The organism is Paenibacillus sp. LC231 (assembly GCF_001860525.1).
In the GTDB taxonomy this organism is placed as follows: Bacteria; Bacillota; Bacilli; order Paenibacillales; family Paenibacillaceae; genus Paenibacillus_AQ.
The window spans coordinates 562131-582679 of the sequence record NZ_JFOM01000026.1 but is presented as its reverse complement, the minus strand read 5'-3'; the positions used below and the strand labels follow the sequence as shown (position 1 = coordinate 582679).

Annotated in this window: 15 protein-coding genes, 2 rRNA genes and 1 pseudogene; 15 read left to right on the top strand and 3 right to left on the bottom strand. The window is 52.0% G+C overall.

Translation table 11 applies throughout. The annotated features are described in order from the left end of the window. Together AK95_RS19720 and rrf are read left to right on the top strand one after the other, a co-directional pair. Window positions 1–126, top strand: a 23S ribosomal RNA gene (locus AK95_RS19720); the annotation flags it as partial. A gap of 65 nt (window positions 127–191) precedes the next feature. After that, a 5S ribosomal RNA gene (gene rrf / locus AK95_RS19715) occupies window positions 192–308 on the top strand. A gap of 168 nt (window positions 309–476) precedes the next feature. Here rrf and AK95_RS19710 read toward each other — a convergent pair. After that, window positions 477–1337 (bottom strand): hypothetical protein, encoded by an 861-nt coding sequence (locus AK95_RS19710; RefSeq protein ID WP_481855855.1) that lies wholly within the window; start codon window positions 1335–1337, stop codon window positions 477–479. 166 nt (window positions 1338–1503) lie between these two features. Continuing rightward, window positions 1504–2409 (bottom strand): annotated as a pseudogene (locus AK95_RS19705) (LysR family transcriptional regulator). A 171-nt stretch (window positions 2410–2580) separates the two neighbouring features. On the opposite strand from AK95_RS19705, the gene AK95_RS19700 reads away from it, so the two are divergent. The 12 genes from AK95_RS19700 (at window position 2581) to AK95_RS19645 (ending at window position 18478) form a co-directional block, all read left to right on the top strand. Continuing rightward, complete coding sequence (locus tag AK95_RS19700) at window positions 2581–3618, top strand: ABC transporter ATP-binding protein (protein ID WP_071221620.1); 1038 nt, start codon at window positions 2581–2583, stop codon at window positions 3616–3618. 21 nt (window positions 3619–3639) lie between these two features. Beyond that, window positions 3640–4707, top strand: a complete 1068-nt coding sequence (locus AK95_RS19695) for an ABC transporter substrate-binding protein (RefSeq protein ID WP_071221589.1) — start codon at window positions 3640–3642, stop codon at window positions 4705–4707. A gap of 92 nt (window positions 4708–4799) precedes the next feature. Next, window positions 4800–6443, top strand: coding sequence for an ABC transporter permease (locus AK95_RS19690; RefSeq protein ID WP_201259411.1), 1644 nt, complete (start codon window positions 4800–4802; stop codon window positions 6441–6443). Continuing rightward, entirely contained in the window at window positions 6440–7756 is a 1317-nt protein-coding gene (locus AK95_RS19685; protein WP_071221588.1) for an MBL fold metallo-hydrolase, read from the top strand. Before AK95_RS19690 ends, AK95_RS19685 begins: the two co-directional genes overlap by 4 nt. Window positions 7757–7932: 176 nt before the next feature. After that, on the top strand, window positions 7933–8913 hold the full coding sequence (locus AK95_RS19680; protein WP_201259410.1) for a ketoacyl-ACP synthase III: 981 nt from the start codon (window positions 7933–7935) through the stop codon (window positions 8911–8913). Window positions 8914–9103: 190 nt separating this feature from the next. Beyond that, the gene (locus AK95_RS19675; protein WP_071221586.1) at window positions 9104–10453 is read left to right on the top strand and encodes an ABC transporter substrate-binding protein; all 1350 of its coding nucleotides are present in this window, start codon (window positions 9104–9106) and stop codon (window positions 10451–10453) included. Between the two features lie 115 nt (window positions 10454–10568). Beyond that, window positions 10569–11525 carry a carbohydrate ABC transporter permease gene (locus AK95_RS19670; protein ID WP_071221585.1) on the top strand — a complete coding sequence of 319 codons (957 nt, stop codon included), beginning with the start codon at window positions 10569–10571 and terminating at the stop codon, window positions 11523–11525. After that, window positions 11522–12385, top strand: coding sequence for a carbohydrate ABC transporter permease (locus AK95_RS19665; RefSeq protein ID WP_071221584.1), 864 nt, complete (start codon window positions 11522–11524; stop codon window positions 12383–12385). Before AK95_RS19670 ends, AK95_RS19665 begins: the two co-directional genes overlap by 4 nt. Window positions 12386–12464: 79 nt before the next feature. Next, the gene (locus AK95_RS19660) at window positions 12465–14189 is read left to right on the top strand and encodes a sensor histidine kinase (protein ID WP_071221583.1); all 1725 of its coding nucleotides are present in this window, start codon (window positions 12465–12467) and stop codon (window positions 14187–14189) included. Window positions 14190–14205: 16 nt separating this feature from the next. Next, entirely contained in the window at window positions 14206–15549 is a 1344-nt protein-coding gene (locus AK95_RS19655) for an ABC transporter substrate-binding protein (RefSeq protein WP_071221582.1), read from the top strand. Window positions 15550–15570: 21 nt separating this feature from the next. Next, the gene (locus tag AK95_RS19650) at window positions 15571–17169 is read left to right on the top strand and encodes a response regulator transcription factor (protein ID WP_071221581.1); all 1599 of its coding nucleotides are present in this window, start codon (window positions 15571–15573) and stop codon (window positions 17167–17169) included. A 334-nt stretch (window positions 17170–17503) separates the two neighbouring features. Then, window positions 17504–18478 carry a ring-cleaving dioxygenase gene (locus AK95_RS19645; protein ID WP_071221580.1) on the top strand — a complete coding sequence of 325 codons (975 nt, stop codon included), beginning with the start codon at window positions 17504–17506 and terminating at the stop codon, window positions 18476–18478. A 74-nt stretch (window positions 18479–18552) separates the two neighbouring features. Here the strand turns inward: AK95_RS19645 and AK95_RS19640 are convergent, their stop codons facing one another. Further along, window positions 18553–19506, bottom strand: a complete 954-nt coding sequence (locus AK95_RS19640; RefSeq protein WP_071221579.1) for a helix-turn-helix transcriptional regulator — start codon at window positions 19504–19506, stop codon at window positions 18553–18555. Window positions 19507–19636: 130 nt separating this feature from the next. Between AK95_RS19640 and AK95_RS19635 the strand changes: the two genes are divergently transcribed. Beyond that, a complete protein-coding gene (locus AK95_RS19635; RefSeq protein WP_071221578.1) occupies window positions 19637–20530 on the top strand; it encodes an SDR family oxidoreductase in 894 nt (297 codons plus the stop codon). Window positions 20531–20549: the final 19 nt, after the last annotated feature.

Below are 20549 nucleotides of genomic sequence, written 5' to 3'. Positions count from 1 at the left end.
GCCCCCCTCAAGATGAGATTTCCCAACTAGTAAGACCCCTTGAAGACGACGAGGTAGATAGGTTGGAGGTGGAAGTGCAGCAATGCATGGAGCTGACCAATACTAATCGGTCGAGGGCTTATCCAAAATATTTCAATGTGCTGCAAATTTCGTTTCGTATCTAGTTTTCAGGTGATCAAGCATCTGAACCGTTTGGTGGCGATGGCGGAAGGGTTCCACGCGTTCCCATACCGAACACGACCGTTAAGCCTTCCAGCGCCGATGGTACTTGGACCGAAGGGTCCCGGGAGAGTAGGACGTCGCCAAGCGAACAACCATAAAGACCGTTATCGAGTCATCGATAACGGTCTTTTTTGTTATACCCTTACAAACATCTGAACAGAATCATGTAGCATCAGCAAGAAGGGCGCCCCCTATGAGGGCGCCCTTCTCTTCTTTTCCGTAATAGCTTCTTTTATCTAACATGTTTTCATAGCTTAATATCTTTCCAAGATCAACTGTGTCTTCAAGCCGTCCATGGGAAGCAGCCAACCGTTAGACTCGAGGGTATCCATAAGCTCTGATCGGAGCTGGGAAGCAACCGAGACATCGGATGTTTTAAAAGAGATTTCGATCAGATTCTCGGTTCCTGTGCCGTCTGCATTGCGAATCGGCCAAACTTCGAGGCTCATTTTCTGGCCATTCCAAGATCCTTCATAGCGGTAGAACGTCAGCGGTCCATGAATTCGGGACTGTGAGAGCTTTTGTTCACCCCAATTCGGGGAGGACCATTTTTTGAGCTTTCCTGGCAGTTTGTCCAGCAGTAAAGCCAAGGCGTCTTGTTCGGACGGGAGTGTTGTGCCGGTCGTATTCGTGCTTATTTTCTTGGTGTTGGAGAAGCTAAGCGTTTGTTTGCCATAGCCCCAATCAATCTCGGCCTCGTAATTGTCATCCGAAGCATCAAAGCCTTCCTGGTTCGCCAAGCTAAGCGCGGCGTTAATATCTCCATTCACGATGGGATACCGTTTCTTATAGGTAAGCTCGTAGTTATCCTTGTCCTCTTTTTTGCGAAAACGGACGTCCCAGCCTTCGGCATTCAGCTCTAGGTTGTCCGTATCATAATAAGCTACTCCGATCGCTTGAGGAATAGAGGTTATTCCGAATGCTTGAATGACTTCGCTCCGCAGGCTTCCGCTAGATTCCAGCACGGTTTCGGGTTTGGCAAGGAGCTTCACCTCATACGAAGGCACGGCATTGGCGGCGGCCGAAACCTCAGCTGTCTGGAATCCGGTTAATCCACTTCCAAGAGCCGCGAAACCTACCATGAAAGACAACGTCAGCTGTTTCCATTTTCTCAATACAATCACTCCCATAAGCTGGATTTAGGTACACAGCTTACTTTAAACGCTGAATAATTGTGAGCTGTTAACGGTGAAGGGCGACTGTATCAAATATGTATAGAATTATTGAATAGTTGCATACATTTTTTGTTAATCCATCCACATGGCTTACAGAGCCGTTCAATTACAGGACTTGCTCCAATTGTTTGCCCACTTCGCGCAAGACCTCTTGAAAACGCTGAATTTGTACGGAAGGAAGACGGTCTCGATTATGGACGCTGTATATATGCCGGGATGCCCGATGGCCGGGAATCGGCATAACGTGCAGTAAGCCTTCGTGCTGCTCCCGCTGTACCGCGATCCGCGACATAAAGGAAATATGGTCCCCCAACAATACAAGTTGCTTGATCGCTTCCAGCGAGTCCAGCTCTACCGGACTCCTCATACGCAAACCATGCTGCGCAAGCCATAGGTCGGTCAGCTGTCTCGTGCTGGATTCGCTTCCATGCAAGGCAAAGGGAGTGCGAATGATCTACTCGGGCTGCAGCAAATCCGTTTTGGCTAGCGGATGGTCAGGCGAACATATTAGGGTCAGATCATCCCTGCACAAGGACTCGGCCTGGAGACTGGGACCGGTAAAGGGCTCAGAAGAAATAATACCCAGATCAATCTGATGCCGTGCCAGCATGTCGCGGATAACCGGTGAAGGCTTGACGGATAAGGAGATCCGTATGCCGGGAAACTCACGGGCAAAGGTATTCAATATCGCGGGCAGCAGATAGGTGGCAGGGACATAACTGGCTCCAATGTGCAGCGTTCCCCGATATAAGCTGTCGTATTCGCGGACGACCCGCTCAGACTCTTTGGCAAGCGCGTTTATTTTTACCGCATAATGCAGCAGAGCTTGTCCGGCCTCGGTAAGAAATGTTTTTCCGCTTCGGGACTCGAACAGCCGGACTTGTAGTTCCTCTTCCAGTGACTTCATATGAAAAGTAACCGTGGGCTGCTTGATGCCGAGTATTTCTGCCACGCTGGTCATATGATGATGGCGGTCGATCAGCTCCACAATTTGCAGCTTCATTAGATTCATTCGTATCTCTCCCTTGATTATTCCTTATTTATGCTCTCTATATAGATTTAATCTATGAGTATCAACAGAATTCAAACAAAAAGTTAATTCCAAGTTTACATTAGTCTAATACAACGCTTAAACGTAACCCTTACACTGGAAATAGCTTAAGAAGACAGGTTGGGATCGAAAGTGGATATTGAAATCAGGGGCATTCAAAAATCATTTCAGGGTACACCCGCGTTACTTCCCACCGATTTAAAACTGCGTCACGGTCAATTCACCACATTGCTCGGGCCGTCAGGCTGCGGCAAAACGACATTGCTCAGGATGATCGCCGGGCTGGAACAGCCGGACGGAGGAGAAATCTATGCGGAAGACCGGTGTATCTACTCCGTACACCAAAAGATTGATGTGCCGGCGCACAAACGCAGCTTCGGGATGGTATTTCAGGATTTTGCCCTCTGGCCGCATATGACGGTATACGAGAATGTTGCCTTCGGATTAAAAGCGGCCAAGCTTAAGGCGGATCTCAGACAAAAAGTAACCGAAGCGCTGGCTATGGTTCGCTTGGAAGGGATGGAGGACCGATATCCGCATCAGCTGTCCGGTGGACAACAGCAGCGGGTTGCATTTGCCAGGGCAGTAGCCATTCGTCCGGCTCTGGTACTGTTCGATGAACCTCTGAGCGCGCTGGATGCCGTGCTTAGGGAGGAAATGCGGATCGAAATGATGTCGCTTGTGAAGGATATGGGGCTGACTGCCCTTTATGTCACACACGATCAGGTGGAAGCCATGTCGATGTCGGATGAAATTGTGGTCATGCGGAAGGGAGAAGTCCTGCAGCGTGGAACCCCGGAGATGATATATGAAACACCTAGTCATCCCTTTGTGGCTTCGTTTATCGGCAAGTCCAATTGGCTGACGGTGGATCATTCCATGGTGAGACCGGAGCATGTGACCTGGAGCAGGATAAGCACGGAGGATGAATGCTATCAGGCAACGGTGCTAAGCGTGAGCTATGTAGGCGAGCGATACGAATTTCGCTTACAGGTGGATGGTTTGGACAAGTGGACCGCTTACCTGGACAAGAGGGTACCCGTCGGAGAACGAGTAAATCTGTACGTGTCTCCACATAAGGTCTGGCGGATAGGTGAAGGAACAAGTCCTGATAAGAATACATACATGCATCAAAATACAGCAAAACGCACGCCTGCTGCTGCAGGCTAAATGAAGGGGAGTTGGGGAGAAATGAGTCAATTGAAGTTACGGAGAAAAAGCGCGATGCTGTTGCTGGCATCTGTCATGAGTCTAAGTCTGTTTGGATGCGGCAGTACCCCAAATGGGGATTCCGTTACTATGCCGGCGCAGGATACAGGCAAATCATCTGCATCCGGGAGTACGCAAGTCGGAGGCAAGCTCGTTCTATACAGCGCAGGTCCGCAAAAGCTTGCCGACAATATCGTGAGCGGTTTTGAAGCCAAGACCGGCGTGAAGGTAGAGATGTTCCAAGGCACAACGGGCAAAATTTTGGCACGGATGGAAGCGGAAAAATCGAATCCGGTTGCGGATGTGGTCATTCTTGCATCTCTCCCCTCCGCACAGGCACTGAAGGCGGATGGTCTGACATTGCCTTATCCTGAAGCCGCGAATGCGGACAAGCTGAATAAGGATTGGTCCGACGCCGAAGGAAACTATTTCAGCACTAGCGCATCGGCGCTGGGGATTGTATACAACACCAATCTGGTCTCTGCGCCGCCTCAAACCTGGGCTGATTTGGGCTTGCCGGAGTGGAAGGATGCGGTCAATATTCCGGATCCGACGCTGTCGGGATCGGCGCTGGATTTTATCACGGGTTATTTGAGTGTGAAGGGCGACGCAGGCTGGAAACTGTTCGAGGACTATAAGGCCAATGGCACGGCTATGGCAGGAGCGAATCAGGAAGCGCTGGATCCTGTGATCACCGGTGCCAAGAGTTTGGTTGCTGCAGGCGTGGATTACATGGCGTATTCGGCCAAAGCCAAAGGCGAGCCGCTTGACATTGTATACCCGGAAGAAGGAACCGTCGTGAGCCCGAGACCGGCTGCGATTTTGAAATCCAGTCCGAACGTGGATAATGCCAAGGCTTTCATCGACTACTTGCTGTCGGACGAAGCACAGAAGCTGGTGGCGGACGCCTATCTGATTCCGGGCCGTGTCGATGTGGAGGCTGAAGGCCGGACCAATCTGAAGGATATTCCGGTGTTTAAAGTGGATTGGGCTTGGATGAATGACCATGGGGATGAGACGGCGGCACGTTTTTCCGAAGTATTTAAGTAAGTGCATTAGAGCGAACCACCACAGGAAGGCAATGTGAGGTGAACCGAAAAGTGAGACCTGTCATCATGGACAGTCAGCGATTTTTACGGAAAATGGGCGTTATTCTCGCCCTTTTTCTTCTTATTATAGGTATCGGTGTGCCATTGCTGCTTATTTTCTGGCAAAGTGTATACCCGAATCAGCACTTCGATTGGCTGGCGCCGATACGAACGATAGCCGGTCATGAGCTGTCCGGTATTTTGCTGCAATCCATCTGGCTGGGGGTATGCGTGGTGGCAGGATCGACACTGCTCGCGCTGCCGCTCGCCTGGATGATGGCAAAAACGCGGTTGGGACAGCATCGGTGGGTGGACGTGATTTTGATGATTCCGTTCATGACCCCGCCGTATATCGGTTCGATGGGCTGGATTCTGTTTATGCAAAAGGGCGGATACCTGCAGCAGTGGCTGCCGGGAGCTGCGAGATGGAGCGATTCCTTCTTCAGCTTCGGAGGTATGGTGCTGATCATGAGTCTGCATTTGTTCCCGTTTCTCTACCTGCTGCTGCGGGACGCTCTGATTCGGATCGGCGGTAATCTGGAGGAGGCCGGCGCGGTTCACGGCGCAAGCGCTGGATACCGGTTTAGAAGAATCATACTGCCGCTGCTGTTATCCTCTTACGGCATGGGCGCGATGCTGGTGTTCGTCAAAACCATTGCGGAATTCGGCACCCCGGCAACGTTCGGTCGCCGCATCGGCTATTATGTAATGACCTCGGAAATCCACAAATATATTTCAAGCTGGCCCATCGATTTCGGTAAAGCGACCTCGCTGGCATCGGTCCTGCTGTCGGTTTGTCTGGTGATGTGGTACATGCAGTCTACGATCAGCCGGAGATTTACCTACCGTCTAGTCGGCGGCAAAGGTCAGCGCTCCAAGAGATATTCGCTGCGCGGAAGCAAAGGTGCCATCTGCGCTCTTTACATCGGTTTGCTGCTCGTATTGTCTGTCGGCATTCCTTATTTTTCCGTCATTGCGGCATCTCTGATGAAACTCCGGGGAGCCGGATTGTCCTTAGATAATCTGACGCTTGCTCATTACAAGGAACTGCTGTCCTGGGGATCGGTCAGCCAGAAAGCGCTCGGTAACAGCCTGGGCCTGTCGCTTGCGGCATCTACCGTTGCCGTTCTGCTCGGTACCGGTTTTGCCCTGGCGATCGGCAAGTCCCAGGCACGGATGCAGCGGGTCATCGATCTGTTAAGTCTCTTGCCAAATACGGTTCCGGGCATTGTGATGGTCGTCGGTTTGATCCTGCTCTGGAATGCGCCATGGATGCCGGTTACGCTCTACAATACCTATGGGATGGTGGTGCTGACGTACGTCGTGCTGTTCCTCCCCTATACGGTGCAATATGTAAAGGCCAGCTTTACGCAGATTGACGGTACTCTGTTTCAGGCGGGGCAGGTATTTGGAGGCGGTCCTCTGCTTGTACTGCGGCGCATTCTGCTGCCGTTGATTATGCCCGGCATGCTGGCGGGATGGATCATGACCTTCACGATTGCTTCACGGGAGCTGGTCGGATCACTGCTCATTCTGCCGCCATCGATGCAGACATCGGCTACGTATATTTTTGCCCAGTTTGAGCAGGGACAGGTATCTCTCGGGATGGCGATGGCCGTTGTCTCCGTCGGTATGACGGTGCTGCTGTTGCTGCTGGTCGAAGCTATGAATTCTAAAAGAAAGTGGAATGCATCATGATGAAACTGACGGTATGGGGCGGTGCAGGCGAGCATGGCCGCTCCGCGTATTTACTGAGCGGCAGCCAGGTTCATTTGCTCCTGGATTGCGGCGTCAAGAAGGAAGGATCGGGGGACTATCCCATGATCCAACAAGAACAGGTACCGAAGCTGGATGCCGTGTTTCTGTCGCATGCCCACGAGGACCACTCGGTGGCGATTCCGCTCCTGTATCGGCTTGGCTACCAAGGGGAGGTATGGACCACCCGGGAGACGGCAGCGCAGTTAACGGCCTACTTTGCCTCCTGGAAAGAGTACACGGCAAGGGCAGGCGTAGAGCTTCCTTATATGGAGGAGGATCAGCTGGCGATCCGCTACCGGTATCTGGAGGAAGAGGCTGAGAAGTTGACATGGTTTGAGGCGCTTCCGGGCGTGGAGATCATGTGGGGACGAAGCGGCCATATGGTGGGGGCTGTTTGGTTTTTGGTACAGGCTGAGGGAAAACGAATCTTCTATTCAGGCGACTACACATCGGAATCGCTGCTGCTTGAGGATGACAGCCCAGCGCTGGTAGACATGCCCTCTTCCATGCTGCTGGATCTGGCTATAGTGGATGCGGCTTACGGAACGGACGCTACATCACAGGCCGATAAGCTAAAGCAGTTGGAACATAAGATTGAGAGCACGCTGCAAACCGGCGGGAAGGTGTTGATACCGGTGCCGGCCGCCGGCAGGGGGCAGGAAATGATCCTATGGGCATACAGGAATTGGGGAAATGTGCCGATCATGATCGAAGCGCCGCTGATCGAAGGAATGAAGCGACTGCTTGCTCGTTCGGAGTGGCTTCGCAGCCAGGAATCCGATCAGGGAATGAGGGATCAGCTGGAGTTATTGCTGAACCGGAACGACTGGATCGTGCCCGCTAGCCAAGCCGAACGTGAGTCCTTGCTCCAAAAGTACGGGGCATCGCTATGGTTCGTAACGGATGGGATGATGCAGTCGAATCTTGCGCAGTGGTACTACCGCCAGATGTCCGGCGATACCCGGAATCTGGTTCTGCTCACAGGCCATGTTTCCCAGGGGTCCTTTGGACATCGCCTACTTCAACATCCGGCCTCGTACGGTGCCTGCTCTGTCACGAAAATCAGGTATAAGGTACACCAGGGTCTGGCGGATGTGCGCCAGATGATAACCGGCGTTCCGGCACTGCATACAGTACTCGTCCATGCAGACAAAGGAGAAACGGACCGGTTACGAGCCCGTCTGACAGAGGAAGCACCGAACCCCAACCTTCACATTTATTCCATGTCGGTTGGTGAGGAAGTCTATTTCTAGTCGTGCTTGGAGAACCTTTATCGCTTTCGCGATAAAGGTTTTTTGTGCGGAATGGCGGTTGTGTGTTTAGATGCAGGTGAAGTTGGTGAAGGCTGTAATGAACATATGTAAAAATAAATTAGTACCAAGTACTAGTACTTGGTGATATAATAGTTACAAACTTGGAGGTGTGAATGATGAGCCAATCAAAGTCAAGAATTACGGCAATCGGGACCTATGTTCCTGAACGGATACTAACCAATGCGGATTTAGAAAAGATGGTTGAAACGAGTGATGAGTGGATTGTGCAGCGAACAGGCATGAGGGAGCGCCGGATTGCTGCCCCGCATGAGTACGTGTCGGATCTCGCCATCAAGGCTGTAGAGGATATGGTTGATCGATACGGCGTTACCGTGCGGGATGCTGATATGATTCTTGTGGCCACAAGCACGCCGGAATATTCTTTTCCCAGTACAGCTTCACGGGTCCAATCGAAGCTGGGCATTGCAAGCACGGGTGCGCTGGATCTGAATGCTGCTTGTGCGGGATTTGTATATGCACTCCAGATGGCTGACGGATTAATATCCGGGGGAGCCTACCGTAAGATTCTGGTTATCGGCGCAGAAACCTTATCGAAGATTACGGATTACACCGACCGAACGACATGCGTATTGTTTGGGGACGGCGCCGGTGCCGTATTGTTGGAGAAAGATGAGGATTCGCCAAGTGTCATAGCATCTGTATCGGGAACTTTTGGCGAGGGCGGCATACACCTGTATAAAACAGCGCTCTCCGAGCAAATGGACGGCACGGAATTAAAGAGCGGCTGCCTTGTTCAAAATGGTCGTGAAATTTATAAGTGGGCCATTCGGAACATTCCGGACGGCGTTCGATCTCTTCTGTCCAAAGGAGGCATGACCGCGGAGGAAGTGGATTGGTTTGTCCCGCATAGCGCCAATCTTCGCATGATCGAGGCGATTAACGAGCGTGGGCCATTTACAATGGATCGCACTTTAACCAGCGTCGAGTACCGCGGGAATACGTCGGCAGCCTCCATTCCGCTTGCACTTCAGCTGGCGGTGGATGAAGGACGGCTCAAAGTGGGAGACCATGTCTTACTCTACGGGTTTGGCGGGGGAATGACCTATGCCGGCTCCATCGTCAAATGGACGATATGATTCCCTTAATATCTATAAGACCGCTATCGACATATACGATATGCGGTTTTTTTGTGCTGCGATTTTGGGATGACCGAGCCTGAATCGTAATAAATTCAACTCAAATTCGAAAGTTTACCACCTCAAAATTTGGCGCCGCTTTCATTAGACTAAAGAAGAAAAATACGTTTCATGGAAGAGGGGTAGAACGATGAAAAGGTTTAAGTCATGGAGCTTGCTGCTCCTGAGTGTCATCATGGTGTTTACGCTTGCCGCATGTGGAGGCGGGGGCGGTAACGGAAGCAGTACGGCTGAATCTCCGGGGGGAGGAAGCAGCGAAGAGACAGGCAATACGAAAGAAGGAACCGAGTCCACAGAGAAAATCGAGCTCTCCTTCTGGTCGCTGGGAACAACCAACTATGAGGATCTGGCAAAGGAATATACGAAGGAGCATCCGAACATCACGTTCAAATTCCAGAATACGTCGGATCAAACCGCACATCACAACAACTTGACGACAGCATTGTCCGCTGGCTCGGGCGCGCCTGACATTTTCCAATTAGAAATCGCGTTTATGGAGCGTTTTATCAACAACCAGGATAAATTCTACAATCTGTACGATCTCGGCGCTAAAGACTTAGAAGGCAACTACCTGGAGTGGAAATGGAAGCAGGCTACTTCGGTTGACGGCACCTTCCAACTCGGTCTGCCAACAGACATCGGTCCTACGGTCGTATATTACCGTACGGATCTGGCAGAGCAAGCCGGACTGCCGACGGATCCGGACGGGTTTAGTGCAGCGATTGATTCATGGGACAAATTCGCCAGCGTAGCCAAGGACTTCACAAGCAAAACAGGAAAGCCGTTCGCCGACTTGACGGACCTGGTATATAACGGGGTGCGCGACCAGTCCCCGGATCAAATCTACTTCAACAAAGAAGATGGCTCCTTTATCGGAGATACGAACCCGCAAGTGAGAAAAGCTTACGACTTTACGGTAAAAGGAATTCAGGAAGGCTGGATCGGCAACTGGATTCTGTGGTCTCCTGAATGGCAAAAGGCGATCAATGATGGAGACTTTGGCGTCATGCTCGGCCCGGCTTGGATTGCCGGCACGATCCGCAATGCGAAGGATACCGCAGGCAAATGGCAGATTGCCCAGCTTCCTGAAGGAGCAGGCAACTGGGGCGGTTCGTTCCTGACCCTGCCGAAGGAAGGCAAGCATTCGAAGGAAGCCTACGAATTCATCTCGTGGGTGCTTAACAAAGAGAATCAGCTGAAATCGTTCAAGGACAGCGGCTTGTTCCCATCCATCCCGGCGGTTTACAGCGAGCCTTCATTCACGGAGGAGAAGGATGAATTCTTCGGCGGTCAAGTCATTTCCGAAGCATATGCCAAGTCGGCGGAGCGCATCAAGCCGGTTTACTACGGACCGCTTCACGACCAGACCGACACGATCATCAAGAACGCACTCAAAAACGTGCTGGAGAAAAAAGCCGACCCGCAAAAAGAATGGGAAAGCGCAATGAAACAAATCAAGACGCTGGTTGATCGCAGCTAGGAAAAGGAGCATTCCTCGCCAGCTCATTCAGCCCGTAATCCGTCCGAATCCGAGTAGGGAGGAAGCTCTCTTCGCTCGGATTCGGATTTATCCTTATCTACCTGGAGGTGCATTCATGGCAGACACAGTTACAGCAGAGTCACCACAACCGGTGCCCCCGAGGCGGCGCTTGTTGACGGAGACCGTGCGCAGCCGGTTTACGGCTTATACGTTCATATCGCCATTCTTCATCTTGTTCGCAATTTTTGGATTGTATCCGATTCTTTTTACCATCTATTTGTCCTTCTTCAAATGGGATGCACTCGGACCGATGAAGTACGTCGGCTTCAAGAACTACGAGCTGATTACAAGCGACCCGACCTTCTGGATCGCTTTCAGCAACACACTCATTATGGCTTTGATGGGAACCGTGCCGCAGCTGATTGTGGCATTATTTGTTGCGGTTATGCTCAACTCGGCCTTGAACAGATTCAAGAACACGTTCCGTATTCTGTATTTTATGCCGAACATCACCTCCATCGTTGCAGTAACGCTGGTGTTCAGTACGATGTTTGGCAACAACGGGATGGTCAACTGGCTCCTGAACACCTTCGGCGCGGAAAGCGTACCGTTCAACTCCGGCTGGTGGGGAGTCAAAATCGCAATATCGTCTATGGTCATGTGGCGGTGGATGGGCTATAACGCCATTATTTTTCTATCGGGTCTGCAGAGCATTCCGACCGATATTTATGAGGCAGCCAAAATCGACGGTGCCACCCGAGGCCAGCAGCTGCTCTATATCACGCTGCCGCTTCTTCGGCCATTCATTCTGTTCGTTACCTTGGTATCGACGATCGGGGCGCTCCAATTGTTTACGGAGCCTTATGTATTCCTAGGTCAGTCCGGCACGGGCTCTACGCGGCAGGAAGGGGTCACGATGGTCACTTACCTGTATAATGAAGCATTTAAGAACGGATTTTTCGGTACAGCTGCGGCAACGGCGGTGCTCTTGTTTATCGCCACCATTCTATTTTCGGTATTGAACATGATGGTGGGCCGCGAAGGTAAAGATACGGGAGGTAAAAAAGCATGAGCACAGTCGCCATAAGCCGGAAAAAACCGGATGAACCCGGTATTATCGCCAAATTCTTTTTCTACCTCTTCATGATCCTTGGCGCACTGGTCTCGATCTTCCCGTTCTACTGGATGTTTGTCGTGGCTACGAATGACAAGGATGCGGCATTTCATATTCCGCCGCTCCTTACGCCTGGAACGGAGTTCCTGGATAACTTCTCGCGCGTGCTGGAGCGAACGGATTTTTTCCGGGCGTTGATGAACTCGGTCGTTGTGTCTTCCGCCGTTACATTGTCCGTTGTGTTCCTCTGTACGCTGGCGGGTTATGCTTTTGCCAAGTATGAATTCCCTTTGAAGAAGACGCTGTTTGTTTTTGTCATTGCCACGATGCTTGTGCCTGCCCAGCTGGGCGTGCTTCCACAGTACGTCATCATGGCCAAGCTGCACTGGATCGATAGCTACAAAGCGCTGATCGTGCCCGCCATGGTCAATGCCTTCGGCATCTTCTGGATGCGGCAGTACATCGCTTCCGCCGTTCATACCGAGCTGATCGAAGCGGGGCGGATTGATGGCGGCGGACACTTCCGGATTTTCTGGAACATCGCCATTCCTGTCGTAACACCGGCGATGGCTACACTGGGGATTCTGAATTTCATGAACGTGTGGAATGATTTCTTCTGGCCGCTCGTCGTATTGAAAAACAGAGAAAATTACACCATTCAAATTGCGCTGCAGCAATTGTTCACCAATAAGGATGGCCTTGATTTTGGAATGATCATGTCGGCCACCTTCACGGCGACGCTGCCGCTTCTCATTGTGTTTCTATTGTTCAGCCGCTACGTCATCGCGGGACTGACATCAGGCGCCATAAAAAGTTAACAAGCAAGGTGAAGTCGACAAGGAATGCGGCCTGTCATGAAGAATAATAGACATAGTAGAGTGGAGGGAGGAAGGATCCATGAAACTCCGCCGAAAGATATTGCTGGCTATTATTCTTCTGGTCTTCATTCCGGTCATCGCGCTGGGCGGGGTATCCTATTACAGCTTTTCGGAAGCGATGGAGAAGAAATCGAATGATTTCTACTGGATTTCGCTTCTGGAAACGGATCGCAAACTGAAGTTCGCCTTGAACGAAATCACGACGATTTCGAACTCGGCGATTACCCAGCAATCGGTTCAGCAGATGCTGAAACAGCCGGAATACGCGGTTACCTATGAACGGCGGCAGGAGATCAACAATCTGATCAATCATCCGATGATTGCGTCGTTTGCTTTTTATTCGAATGACCGGTTGATGTATAACACGAATGGCGGAATGGAGCTTCAGGAACTGAGGCAGCAGGCATGGTATGAAGCGGTGGAGAAGGCGGAGGGGCGTCCCGTATGGGTCGGACCCGGCGAGAACGGCTCTGCGGCTGACGGCGCTCCCGTTTTGATTCAATCCAGGATCATCAAGGACTATTACTCGCTGGAGGATATCGGAACCGTGGTCATCTACGTGAAGCCGGATCTTCTCGATCAGGTGTTCTGGGAGGCGGCAACGCTGAAGCAGGGAGACATTTTGCTGGTCAACCAGCAGGGGCACATCGTGTTTAGCAAGTCAGGCGGGCATATCGGGGAGCGGACGGAATTCCCGTTCCTCTCGGATAGTTATAAGACGAATGGAAAAGGCTACTATATCGATCAATATGCAGGCGAAAAATCGCTGATCACATATTCACCTTCTCATAATAAAGATTGGTTTCTGGTCGCCATCACGCCAAGTAAACTGATTTCGGCCGAATCGGTCCCGATTCGCAACCTAGCCTTGATCCTGGGGTTGATCTCGCTCGTGTCGGCGTTCCTGTTCGACCGTTTTTTTGTGCGCAGAATGGTGCGCAGCATCATCAGCGCGGTGAACGGGATGAAGCGCGTCAAGCAGGGCATCTTCGTCCCGATCCCGTCGCATAACGTGGCGGAAGACGAGACGGATCTGCTAATCGACGGCTTTAACCGGATGAGCACGCAGATCCAGGAGCTGATTGGACAGGTCGAGACGGAACAAGCGCGAAAAAAGGAAGCGGAGCTGCAGGCGCTTGTCGCTCAGATCAATCCGCACTTCATCTATAATTCACTGGAATCGATCAATTCGATGGCCGTGCTTCAGGGTAACAAGGATATCAGCAAGATGGTGGTTTCCCTTGGTAAGCTGCTGCGTATCAGCATCAGCGAGCATCACGAACTCATACCGGTTAGCATGGAGCTGGAGCATGTCCAGCATTATATGCGGATACAGAAATTCAGGTTTGAAGAAAAATTCGATTACGGCATTGAGCTTCCGAATGAACTGAGGCACTACGTTACGCAAAAGCTGATTATTCAGCCGATTGTTGAGAACGCTTTATATCACGGGATCGAGCCGATGGAGGAAAGCGGACTGATCTCCATCCGGGTGTCCGAGGACGGCGAGGATATCGTGATTGACGTGGAGGACAACGGTCCGGGCTTCGAGCCGGAAACGCTGATGAAGCTGTGGAATTCGGATCCGGGGCAGCTCAAGAAGTATCGCGAGAACGGGGTCGGATTGAAGAATGTCCATGAAAGGCTGCGGATCCGGTTTGGCAGCCGTTACGGCCTGATGATCTGTTCCTCCCCAGGTTACGGCTCCTTGATCCGAATCCGAATACCGAAAATACTGACATGACAGGGGGGGCTGCAGGGTGAGATGGTTTTGGAATTGGGGCTGGATCGTCGGATATGCCGCTCTGTTGGCTCTGTCTGTCGTGTGGGTGACGGTACAGAATCAGGGGCCGGCCCAGGAGGAACAGCCGGAGAAAATCACGCTGACGTTCCGGCATTTTTGGAACAAGGAGCATGACAAGCCGGTGCTGGCGGTATTCGAGAGCATCGTCCGCACTTATGAGAAAGCGCATCCAAACGTAAAGGTGAACTTCGAGAGCATCGATCAGACGATTCACCGGGAACAAAAGCTGAAGAGCGAGATGGTGACCGGTACGCCGCCGGATATGTTTGTCCTGTTCGGAGGGGCCGAGATCGTGCCCTATGCCAGATCCAACCGGTTGATGGACTTAACGGATTTTTTGCGGGATACCGGATTGAAGGAGCAGTTCAAGGATCTGCACCACTGGACCTTCGAGGACCGGATCTATGGCCTGCCCTTCGAGGGACACGCAGAGCCGATCTATTATAACCGGGCATTATTCCGGCAGCTGAAGCTGGAGCCTCCGAAGACGCTGGGAGAGATGGACGAAGCGATTCGTGTCCTTCGGGAGAACGATATCATCCCCTTTGCGGTCGGCAACGAAGACAGGTGGCCGGCGGGAATTTTTGCCCACTATTTCATGGATCGCTACGCCGGGCCGGAACTGATTGACCGGCTGGTTGAAGGAGATGATCAGGTCAGCTTTGTGCAAGAGTCCTACTTGGAGGCGTTTGAGCACTTGGAGCTGTGGATCAAAGAAGGGGCGTTTAGTCCGAACGCAAACGATCTTTCCACGGAAGAAGCGATTGCCCAGTTCACGGAAGGAAAAGCGGCAATGTATATGAACGGCAGCTGGGATATTACGCTGCTGCAGAATGAGGATTACCCGGATTTTCAGAACGAGATCGGCGTCATTCCCTTTCCGTCGCTTTTTCCTGGCGAAGAACGGTCCTTGGCAGGGGGATATACGATCGGCATCGGGCTGTCATCGGACTTGGATGAAACGAAAAAGCAATCGGCTCTGGAACTGCTGGGCATGTTCTATACTCCAGAGGTGCAGACTCGGCTGGTGTATGAAGGACTGCGCGTCCCTTCGATGAAGATTGGCTATGATTCGAAGAAAACCGGGCCGGTGTTTGCCCAAGTCACGGAATTGATGGAGAAGTCCACGAGCACCTTTCTGCCTTACGACAACACGTTATCACCAGAGGTGAACAGTTCGTTCCTTAAGGTGATTGAGGATATGATTGGAGGACGGATCGATGCTGCCGGCGCATTGGAGCAAATTCAGAAGTCTTCGGTGCGGTATTGGAAGCTTAGGCGGAATACGACAGCAGAGTAAACAGAAGACAGGGGGAACGTCATGGGCGGATCGGAAGGCAAATTCAGAGTTATGCTGGTCGATGATGAGCCGATCATTCTGCGCAGTCTAAGGGCAGCCATCCCCTGGGATGAGCTGGATCTCGAAGTCGTTGGGGAGGCCAAGACAGGGGACAGCGCTCTCAAGCTGGCGCGTGAAGTATCGCCGCATATGATCATCAGTGATATACGGATGCCGGGAATGGATGGCATTACGCTCATGAAGGAGCTGAAGGCGGATCAGGCACGGCGGATCATTATTTTCATTAGCGGGTACGGCGAATTCGAATACGCAAGGGAAGCGCTGCGTGAAGGGGCTTTCGATTACTTGCTCAAGCCGATTGATCACGATGAGCTGACGGAAACGATAGCCAAGGCTGCCAGAACCCTGGAGAAGCAGATTGCAGATGATCAAATGCTGCACTCGATCAAGGTTTTATCGCTGCTGGCCCGGGAGAGGATGCTCACGGAATTTATCGAGGGAAACCGAAGCCCCCTGCAGCATATGCAGTGGCTGGAAGACAGCGAGCTGGAGCATGGATACACGATGGCCGTCATTCAGTTGGATCATTACTTGCGGCTTAACGAGTTATGGAGCATGGACGAGAAGCGCCTGTGGCTCTTTGCCGTACGGAACGTCCTCGAGGAATGGTCCTTGCAGCATGGCGGACTGACGGTATTTCCTTTCCGCAGCGGCGAATGGGTGCTGCTGTTTCCGAACCTGACGAGGGAGCGGCAGGAGGAGATCGGCCGGGATTTGGTGCAATTGATCAAGCGGAATACGAAGCTGTCCTGCTCGGTCGGCTTCAGTCCCAGCATGGCCGGGATAGACCGCTTGGGAACGGCTTACGAGACCGCCGTCCGCGCCTTATACCAGCGGTTTTATTCCGGGGAAGAGGGGGTGTTTCTCGGAACGCCCGATTCCATTATGGAAACGGCCAGCGAAGCGAAGTATCCGAAGCATCTCGAGTCGCTCATGGTGGAAAGCATCCGCACGCTTCACAAGGAGCGGCTGCTGGAGCTTTTTGACGAGACCAAGGCTTATATCGAGGAGCATGCGTTCAGCCGGGAGATGACCGAGCGGGTGCTGCTGGAGATGAGTGTTGTGCTGTATCGGCAGTTTGAGCATATGAAGGTGCTGTTTGAGTGGTCGCTGGAGGAATTGCTGCAGGAGCTTCATGCATCCGGCACCCTTCAGCAACTGATGGACGTCGTGAAAAGCCATTTCAGCAAGTGGATTGCCGAGAGCAGGTCCGGGCAGGCCAAGGACAATGTCCAGGCCGTTATGGGCAAAGCCAAGGAGTACATCGCGGAAAATTACCAGAAGGATCTCAGCATTGAAGAGGTATCGGAGCTGGCGGATTTGAGCATCAGCCATTTCTGTACCCTGTTTAAGGGAACAACGGGATATACGTTCCTGGAGTACTTAACGGAATGCCGGATCGAGAAAGCCAAGAGTATACTGCTGAATACGGATGTGAAGGTATACCAGGTAGCGCCTATGGTAGGGTATCAGGACCCTCGCTACTTTACGCAGGTGTTCAAAAAAATAACAGGGAAAACGCCCTCCGAGTATCGGGAAGAGGCGATATCCAAGACTTAAAGAGGCGAAGACCCGTTCGTGGTGTAATGGGCCAATCATGCGAGGATAGGTTTATAGCATAGCAGGGAATGAATAACAGATCCATTTTTCCGGAGTTGATCAGGGAAAAAGAGTTCTGTTATTTTTATTTTAAATATCTTAATATTAAGACTTGACGATTCCTGAGTTAAATACTAAACTGAGATTAAGCACCAGATGCACAAGATAAGTTGAAGAAGCAAGGGTGAAGCAGCTTTTTGAATAAGGCGTTTAATTATAACAGACAGGTGACTTGGATGGTTCACATGGGTTTCGTTAATGAAGAATAAATCAAATATAAATGGAGGTTGAAGTCATGAAGTTTAAAGGAATTCATCACGTATCCGCGTTAACGGCTGCGGCTTCGCGGAACTTCGAATTTTATACGCAGGTTCTTGGCATGCGCTTGGTTAAGAAGACGGTGAACCAGGACGATGTCTCGGTATACCATCTGTTTTACGGCGACGAAAAAGGAAACCCTGGGACGGAGCTTACCTTCTTCGAAATTCCGATGGCCGGCCGGACCCGTGAGGGAAACAACAGCATCTCGGCAACATCCCTTCGCGTACCCGGTGACCGCGCTTTGGAATACTGGACCCGGCGGCTGGATGAGCACGGTGTAGAACGCGAGGAGATCAAGGAACGTGCCGGCCGATTGACACTTCTCTTCAGGGATTTCGAGGGCCAGCGCATCATTCTGGTTTCGGATGAACATAATGAGGGCGTTCCTGGGGGCAACCCGTGGGAAAAGGGACCGGTTCCGGCGGAATACGCCATTATCGGATTAGGTCCGGTGCAGCTTACCGTGCCTAATCCGGTTCAGACCGTAAAGGTATTGACAGAGCTGATGGGCTTCCGCTATAAAGGTCAGTATGCCTCGCCTGTAGACGGACAGCCGAATATCCTTGTTTTTGAGACAGGAGAAGGCGGAACGGGAGCGGAAGTGCACGTAGAAGAACGAACGGACCTTCCGCAGGAGCGGCTTGGTCGGGGCGGCGTTCATCACGTTGCATTCCGCGTAGAGGACGAGGAGGAGCTCCGGGCATGGATCGACCGGATTGGCGATGTGGGATTTTCGAATTCGGGGTTTGTCGATCGCTTCTACTTCCGTTCCTTGTATTTCAGAGAGCCTAACGGTATTTTGTTCGAAGTGGCTACCGACGGCCCGGGCTTTGACACGGATGAGCATATCGATCATCTCGGCGAATCCCTGGCGCTGCCGCCGTTCCTTGAGCCGAAGCGGGAACAGATTGAAGCGCACCTGAAGCCTCTTCATACCCATCAATCATAATGGCGCATATATGCGCAGCAAAAAGCACCGGGCAAGCCTCCATTCTGAGGCATATGCCGGGTGCTTTTTTTGATCTATTCATACAGCTGTGAAATGGCTTTCGCGGCTGTGCCGACATGCTCGCGCAGCTCCTGCGGCGCAATCACCTCGATTTCCGCTCCGCAGCTTAGAAGGAATGCGGAGGCCGATTCCAGGGTGTTGAATTCCAAATCGGCCGTTATCCACCCGTCGTTCTGGCTTTCCATGTCGCATCGGATTATTTTTACGTATCGCTCCCGCTCAAAGCGTTTGATCAGAGAGACGGTCATTCGAACATGTGCCGGATACTTCGGGAGATTCTGCATGAACCGTGCCAGCGACTCCTCCCAATACTCGGCTAGATTAAAATCGGTCGGGCGCTCAAAGGTATCCTCGGACATGACGGCATCCACGATTCTCGATACACGGTAGGTTCGCCGTTCGCCTTCGGATTCCGCGACCACATACCAGGTGCTGCGTTTGGCAACCAGCCCGAGCGGATAAATGATTCTTTCGACCCGCTCCTCCCCCTTCATATATTGGATTCGGGTGATGCGATCCAGCCACAGCGCCTCCTGAAGCACTGTAAGATACGGATGCGATTCGCGGAAGGAGTGCCAGCCTGCGCCATCAATATGGATTTTTTCCCGAATGATTTCGGCGTCCTGCCTTACGGAGCTGGGGGAAGAGGCCAATAATTTCTGATAGGCCGCATCAAACTGCTTGCGGATTCCTAGATCCCCGATCAGCGGGCTGTGACTGGAAACCAGCAAGGAGATGAGTTCGTCAGGCGTCATCCCGGTCAGGTTCGTTCGATAGCTCTCTTCCAGGACCCAACCGCCGAGGGAGCCTCTTTCCGCATAGACGGGAATACCGGCCGAGCTTAGACTTTCCATATCGCGTATGATCGTTCGTTCCGATACCTCGAGCTGCTCCGCTAAATACCGGGTATTTTTCTTACCCCCGTTTTGTAGCATCAGCATAATGGACAATAGACGATCCGCCCTCAAGTCATGTCACCTCTTTACTATCTGTAGAAGATAATTGTATTGTAGCACGGATATAAGACAAGGGATGTCATATATGACTGATAGGATAAGGTTGTTGAGAATATTCAGTATACAGGTTGGAGGTTACGCTATGAATAAGGATGAGTTTAAGCCATTACAAGGTAAAGCAGCCGTCGTTGCCGGAGCGACCCGGGGGGCTGGCCGTGCCATTGCGGTGATGCTGGGTGCAGCAGGGGCAACGGTGTATTGCACGGGACGGAGCGTACGTGGTCAGGTGTCGGATATCAAGCGGTCTGAGACGATTGATGACACGGCGGATATGGTGACGGCGCGGGGCGGGATCGGCATCGCCGTGCAATGTGACCATACCGTAGAGGAGCAAGTAAAGGCATTGTTTGAACGGATTCGCGAGGAGCAGCAAGGACGGCTGGACATCCTCGTTAATGATATATGGGGAGGCGAGAACCTTACGCACTGGAATATCCCGTTCTGGGAGCAGTTTCTGTCCGATGGATTGTTGATCCAGGAGCGGGCGGTTACCACGCACATGATTACAAGTTATTACGGTGTTCCGCTGATGGTGGACAGCGGCGGGGGATTGGTCATTGAAGTTACGGATGGATCTACGTATCGGTATCGCGGGAACTTGTACTACAGCCTGGCAAAAATTTCGGCGATCCACCTGGCTGCTGCCATGGCGGAAGAGCTGCGTCCCTATCAGGTAACAGCGCTGTCCGTTACACCAGGATTTCTGCGTTCCGAGCAAATGCTGGATCACTTTGGCGTGACGGAAGACAATTGGCAGGATGCCGCAGCGCAGGAGCCGCATTTCATCGAGTCGGAGACCCCCTATTTCCTTGCGCAGGGCATTGCTGCGCTGGCAGCCGATCCAAATGTAGCCGACAAGAGCGGCAAGGCGCTCTCCAGCTGGGATTTGTCGGATGAATACGGATTTAGCGACATCGATGGGCGCAGACCGCATTGGGGCAATTATGCGAAGCAGCAAGGCCTTCCTCTTTTATAAAAGAAAGGGCATGTAAAAC

What these genes read in the sequence shown, in the direction of transcription:
- AK95_RS19650 (WP_071221581.1), top strand. Translation starts at nt 15,571, where the DNA reads ATGGGCGGATCGGAAGGCAAATTCAGAGTTATGCTGGTCGATGATGAG.
- AK95_RS19645 (WP_071221580.1), top strand. Translation starts at nt 17,504, where the DNA reads ATGAAGTTTAAAGGAATTCATCACGTATCCGCGTTAACGGCTGCGGCT.
- AK95_RS19670 (WP_071221585.1), top strand. Translation starts at nt 10,569, where the DNA reads ATGGCAGACACAGTTACAGCAGAGTCACCACAACCGGTGCCCCCGAGG.
- AK95_RS19690 (WP_201259411.1), top strand. Translation starts at nt 4,800, where the DNA reads ATGGGCGTTATTCTCGCCCTTTTTCTTCTTATTATAGGTATCGGTGTG.
- AK95_RS19675 (WP_071221586.1), top strand. Translation starts at nt 9,104, where the DNA reads ATGAAAAGGTTTAAGTCATGGAGCTTGCTGCTCCTGAGTGTCATCATG.
- AK95_RS19665 (WP_071221584.1), top strand. Translation starts at nt 11,522, where the DNA reads ATGAGCACAGTCGCCATAAGCCGGAAAAAACCGGATGAACCCGGTATT.
- AK95_RS19660 (WP_071221583.1), top strand. Translation starts at nt 12,465, where the DNA reads ATGAAACTCCGCCGAAAGATATTGCTGGCTATTATTCTTCTGGTCTTC.
- AK95_RS19685 (WP_071221588.1), top strand. Translation starts at nt 6,440, where the DNA reads ATGATGAAACTGACGGTATGGGGCGGTGCAGGCGAGCATGGCCGCTCC.
- AK95_RS19695 (WP_071221589.1), top strand. Translation starts at nt 3,640, where the DNA reads ATGAGTCAATTGAAGTTACGGAGAAAAAGCGCGATGCTGTTGCTGGCA.
- AK95_RS19680 (WP_201259410.1), top strand. Translation starts at nt 7,933, where the DNA reads ATGAGCCAATCAAAGTCAAGAATTACGGCAATCGGGACCTATGTTCCT.
- AK95_RS19635 (WP_071221578.1), top strand. Translation starts at nt 19,637, where the DNA reads ATGAATAAGGATGAGTTTAAGCCATTACAAGGTAAAGCAGCCGTCGTT.